The sequence below is a fragment of the uncultured Methylobacterium sp. genome (genome assembly GCF_964242245.1).
Taxonomy (GTDB): Bacteria; Pseudomonadota; Alphaproteobacteria; order Rhizobiales; family Beijerinckiaceae; genus Methylobacterium.
Genome location: NZ_CAXTBY010000107.1, coordinates 8,819 through 13,742 on the forward strand (window position 1 = coordinate 8,819; position 4,924 = coordinate 13,742).

General features: G+C 73.5%; 6 protein-coding genes. All 6 read left to right on the top strand.

The features are described from left to right. On the top strand, window positions 1-180 hold a 180-nt coding region (locus ACFE8Y_RS17495; protein ID WP_375465657.1), incomplete at its 5' end, for a type II toxin-antitoxin system HicA family toxin. Continuing rightward, on the top strand, window positions 177-404 hold the full coding sequence (locus tag ACFE8Y_RS17500; RefSeq protein WP_375465658.1) for a type II toxin-antitoxin system HicB family antitoxin: 228 nt from the start codon (window positions 177-179) through the stop codon (window positions 402-404). The genes ACFE8Y_RS17495 and ACFE8Y_RS17500, both read left to right, overlap by 4 nt. A gap of 516 nt (window positions 405-920) precedes the next feature. Then, window positions 921-2,102, top strand: a complete 1,182-nt coding sequence (locus ACFE8Y_RS17505; protein WP_375465659.1) for an alanine racemase — start codon at window positions 921-923, stop codon at window positions 2,100-2,102. 268 nt (window positions 2,103-2,370) lie between these two features. Continuing rightward, window positions 2,371-3,102, top strand: a complete 732-nt coding sequence (gene dnaQ / locus ACFE8Y_RS17510; RefSeq protein ID WP_375465660.1) for a DNA polymerase III subunit epsilon — start codon at window positions 2,371-2,373, stop codon at window positions 3,100-3,102. A gap of 107 nt (window positions 3,103-3,209) precedes the next feature. Continuing rightward, window positions 3,210-3,647 (top strand): CopG family transcriptional regulator, encoded by a 438-nt coding sequence (locus ACFE8Y_RS17515; RefSeq protein ID WP_375465663.1) that lies wholly within the window; start codon window positions 3,210-3,212, stop codon window positions 3,645-3,647. A 53-nt stretch (window positions 3,648-3,700) separates the two neighbouring features. Beyond that, window positions 3,701-4,921 (top strand): alpha/beta hydrolase family esterase, encoded by a 1,221-nt coding sequence (locus tag ACFE8Y_RS17520; protein ID WP_375465661.1) that lies wholly within the window; start codon window positions 3,701-3,703, stop codon window positions 4,919-4,921. Window positions 4,922-4,924 lie beyond the last annotated feature (3 nt).

Below are 4,924 nucleotides of genomic sequence, written 5' to 3' on the forward strand. Positions count from 1 at the left end.
AAAGCTCTTTGTGACGAGTTCAACGTCGAATGCCGTCCGCCACGCGGTGGCGGCTCGCACTACCGGATCGGTCATCCGTCCCAGGTGGAAAAGTTGACCCCCGTCGCGGCGCGGCCCATCAAGGCGCGCTACATCCGCGACCTCGTTCGGTTCATCGACAAAGTCAGAGCCGCGCCATGAGCGAACTCCTCTACCCGGTCGTGATCTCGCCCCTGACCGCTGACGATGGCGGCGGCTTCGCCGCGACGGTGCCCGATCTTCCGGGCTGCCTATCGGATGGCGAGACGCCGGAGGAGGCGTTGATCAACGTCCGGGACGCCATTGCGGCGTGGATCGAGATGGCGCGCGAGTTGGGTCACGCCGTTCCCGCACCCTCGCGCCTGCCCGAGCGCGCGATCGGTTGACCGATCCCTCCCATCCGGCGGACTGGACACGCCCGCCCGAACCGACGGCAGACGACATCCTCGCAAGCCGCACCGTCCACCGCGACTGCAACCTGCGATGGGTCTCCGAAGGCGCCAGGGTGGACGGCCTCGCGACAAGGGGGTCGGTCTGAAATGCGGTGTCGACCGAACCTGATGCAGTCACGGCGCCAGGAACCGCCCCTCCGTTTGCAAGTGGAGGGCTGCGATGGTCCGTCGCAGCTCTGAAGGAGCCGAACCAGCCTTCCGGCGCGAAGGTCGTCCGCAACGTCCCAGTCCGGGCGTACGATGAGGCCCCGGCCGGCGAGGCCCAGGAACGGACCACCGCGTCACGCCCTCGTCGTTCCCGCGCAGCGCGATGCAGGCGTGCGCCCGCAGCGCGCCCGGCGTCGTGGGCATTCCGTGCCGGCTCGGGTAGGCCGGCGCGGCGCAGACCCAGGGCTCATCGGGCGCGAAACCGCGCACGATGCCGCGACGCCTGCGACGGAGACGCCCCCCATGCCGACGACCGGTCCCGACGACGAAGCGCGGACGCTGCCGGCAGGCACGACGCCGGACGCGCTACGGACCCCGTGCCTGCTCCTCGACGAGGCGCGGGTGCGGGCCAACGTCGACCGGATGCGCGGACACCTGACGCGCCTCGGCGTCGCCTTCCGGCCGCACCTCAAGACCGCCAAGTCGCTCGACGTGGCCCGCATCGCGATGACGACCCCCGCGGGGCCCGCCATGGTCTCGACCCTGCGCGAGGCGGAGTACTTCGCCGGGGGCGGCGTGCGCGACATGATCTACGGGGTGGGCATCGCCCCGACGAAGCTCGCGCGCGTCTCGGCCATCCGCGCGGCCGGCGTCGATCTCGCCATCATCCTCGACAGCCTGGAGCAGGCCGACGCGGTGGCCGCGCACGCCCGCGGCGGCGGCGATGCCCTGCCGGTCCTGATCGAGGTGGATGCGGACGGCCACCGCTCGGGGGTCGCGCCCACCGACACGGCGACGCTTCTGGCGATCGGCCGGCGCCTGACGGCCGGCGGCGCCACCGTGCGCGGCGTCCTGCTTCACGCGGGCGACAGCTACGCCCTGACCGATCCCGCGGCGCTCGCGGCCGCCGCCGAGGCCGAGCGTGCCGCGGCGGTGACGGCCGCCGATGCCCTGCGCGCCGCCGGTCTGCCCTGCCCGGTGGTCAGCGTCGGCTCCACGCCGACCGCGCGCTACGCCCGCGACCTCGCCGGCATCACCGAGGTGCGGGCCGGCGTGTTCATGTTCGGCGACCTGTATCAGGCCGGGGTCGGCTCCGTGGCGGTGGAGGACATCGCCCTGTCCGTGCTCGCCACCGTGATCGGGCACCAGCGGGCCAGGGGCCGGATCATCACCGACGCCGGTTGGATGGCGATGTCGCGTGATCGCGGGACCGCCAAGCAGGCGGTCGATCAAGGCTATGGTGTCGTGTGCGACCTCTCGGGCCGGCCGTACCGGGACCTCATCGTCGCCGACGCCAACCAGGAGCACGGCATCGTCGCCCTGCGGCCGGGCTCCGGCGCGGCGTTGCCGGAGCTGCCGGTCGGATCGCGCGTTCGCATCCTGCCCAACCACGCCTGCGCCACCGGCGCGCAGCACGATTGCTACCACGTCCTCGACGGCGGCGGCCGCGTCGGTGCCGTCTGGCCTCGTATCCGTGGCTGGTAGAAGAAAAGCCGAGGGCTGGTAGAAGGACAGCCGAGGCCGGGCGACGCCGAACGTCCCGTCCCCTCCGGCCTGCAGGTCGAGCCTCTCGGCCGGCCACCACGTCCTGGGCGACAGGACGCCGAACGCGCGGCCCTGCGTGAGGGGGCTCCGGTCGGTCAGCAACAAACCGTGGCTGCGCCGCGCGGCCCGCCCGATTCGGTCGAGCGGAGCGGTCGGTTAACCAATCCATCCTATCCGGTGGGCTCGCCCCACCGCCCGGACCGGACCGATGCCAGACGCCATCCCGCGCGAGATCGTCCTCGACACCGAGACCACGGGCATCGACGCGCGGACCGGCGACCGGTTGATCGAGGTCGGCGCGGTCGAGCTTGTCAACCACATCCCGACGGGGCGCACCTTCCACCGCTACTGCAACCCGCAGCGGGCGGTCTCCGAGGGCGCCTTCAAGGTGCACGGCCTCTCCGACGCGTTCCTCGCCGACAAGCCGGCGTTTTCCGAGATCGCGGACGCGCTCATCGCCTTCTGCGGCGACGCGCGCCTCGTGATCCACAACGCGCCGTTCGATGTCGGCTTCCTCAACATGGAATACGCCCGCCTTGGGGCGAAGGCGCCGGCCCCCATCGTGCTCGACGCGGTGGTCGACACCCTGACCGTCGCCCGGCGCAAGCACCCGGGCGCGGCCAACAGCCTCGATGCCCTGTGCAGCCGCTACGGCATCGACACCACCCGGCGGACCAAGCACGGCGCGCTGCTCGACGCGCAGATCCTCGCCGAGGTCTACATCGAGCTGCTCGGCGGCAAGCAGACCGGGTTCGACCTCGGCGCGGTGCAGGCCTCCGGCCTCGTGCCGGTCCCGGCCGAGGGCGCCCCGGTGCGCGCGCGGCCCGCGCCTCGGTCCCGCCTGACCGCCGAGGAGCGGGCGCGCCACGACGCGTTCCGCGCCGGGCTCGGCGCGGGCGCGATCTGGGCGGACTACATCGGCGAGGACGGCACCGCCTGAGCAACGTTCGTCCGATCCGCGCGTTGTTGCGCTGCGTTAAGGATGTATTGCAACGCACCATCCACGCCCCATATACCATCCGTGCGGATGGTGACGGGATGGTCGCGATGATGGATCTGGTGGCGCGGCCCAAGGTGCCGGCCAAGGTGCCGGGCCGGGTGGCGGAGAGCGAGAAGATCACGATCAACCTCGGCCACGTCGATCTCGGCCATGTCGACCTCCTCGTCGCCGAGGGGCTGTTCGCCAACCGCAGCGACTTCATCCGCACCGCGATCCGCAACCAGATCGAGCGCCACGCCGAGGTGACCCGGCAGTCGGTGGCGCGCCGCAGCGTCGAACTCGGCCTGCGCCACGTCGACCGTGCCACCCTGGAGGCGGCCCGCGCCGAGGGCCGGATGCTGGACATCCGCGTGCTCGGCCTCGCCACCATCGCCGCCGACGTCACCCCCGACCTCGCCCGCGCGGCGATCGCCTCGGTCGAGGTGCTCGGCAGCCTCCAGGCCAGCCCCGCCGTGAGGGCGGCGCTCGCCGACCGGGTGCGCTGACGCCGCCTCAACAATCCCCGACGCATCGTCTCCGGTTCAAGTCAGGACAACTCATGACCGACCATTCCACGCGCATGCGCGACCAGTTCGCCGACATGATGGAGGCGACGCGGCTCACGGGCGCGGGCCGCCTGGGCGAGGCGACCGACCTGATCCAGCGCAGCCTGCGCGACCTCGCGGCGCCCCCCGCGGACGCCTCCGAGGCCCGCCTCGCGCCGCCGACCCTCGACCTCACGGCCGAGCGCGTGGACGAGGCGCCGCGGCCGGCGCAGGCGTCGGACACGGTCTCGGCCGCGTCCGCGATCCCGGAGCGGCTGCGCGAGGCCGTCGGCGGGGTGGTGCGCGGGCTCGGGCGCGGCGTCGCGCCGGTGCTGAAGGGTCTGGGCGGCCGTGCCGTGCCCCCGATCCACGGACGCCCCGCAGGGCCGGCGCCGGGTGGCGACGGTTCCTTCGTCACGCGCGCATTCAACGGGCCCGCGGGCAGCCGCGAGTACAGGCTGTTCATCCCGAGCCGTCCGCAAACCCCCGCGGCGCTGGTGGTGATGCTGCACGGCTGCAACCAGACGCCCGACGACTTCGCCGTCGGCACCGGCATGAACCGGCTGGCCGAGCGCGACGGGCTGTTCGTCGCCTACCCGGCGCAGACCGGCCGCGCCAACCCGCAGCGGTGCTGGAACTGGTTCGAGCCCCGCGACCAGCGCCGCGACTCCGGCGAGGCCGCGATCATCGCCGGCCTCACCCGGGCCGTGATGGCCGAGCACGCGATCGACCCGGCCCGCGTCTTCATCGCCGGCCTGTCGGCGGGCGGGGCGGCGGCGGCCAACGTCGCGCGCGCCTTCCCCGACCTCTACGCCGCCGTCGGCGTCCATTCCGGGCTGGCGGCCGGGTGCGCGCGCGATGTCGGCTCCGCGCTGATGGCGATGCAGCAGGGCGCGCCCGGCGCCGCCGCGGGGGTGCCCGTCCCGACCATCGTCTTCCACGGCGAGGACGACGCGACGGTCAGCGCCCGCAACGCCGACCTCGTGCTGGCGCAGGCCGGCGCCGGGGCGCTGACGCCCGCGCGCGAGACCTTCGCGGGGGCGGGCCACGCCTTCACCCGCACGCGCTACGCCGACGCCGCGGGCCGCGTGATCCTGGAGAGCTGGCGGGTGCGCGGCGCCGGCCACGCGTGGTCCGGGGGCGACGCGGGCGGCAGCTACACCGATCCGCGCGGGCCCGACGCCTCGCGGGCGATGCTCGACTTCTTCGCCGCGCACCCGCTGCGGGCATCCTGACCG

Coding starts and splice junctions, on each gene's coding strand:
- ACFE8Y_RS17500 (WP_375465658.1), top strand. CDS start 177: ATGAGCGAACTCCTCTACCCGGTCGTGATCTCGCCCCTGACCGCTGAC.
- ACFE8Y_RS17505 (WP_375465659.1), top strand. CDS start 921: ATGCCGACGACCGGTCCCGACGACGAAGCGCGGACGCTGCCGGCAGGC.
- dnaQ (WP_375465660.1), top strand. CDS start 2,371: ATGCCAGACGCCATCCCGCGCGAGATCGTCCTCGACACCGAGACCACG.
- ACFE8Y_RS17515 (WP_375465663.1), top strand. CDS start 3,210: ATGATGGATCTGGTGGCGCGGCCCAAGGTGCCGGCCAAGGTGCCGGGC.
- ACFE8Y_RS17520 (WP_375465661.1), top strand. CDS start 3,701: ATGACCGACCATTCCACGCGCATGCGCGACCAGTTCGCCGACATGATG.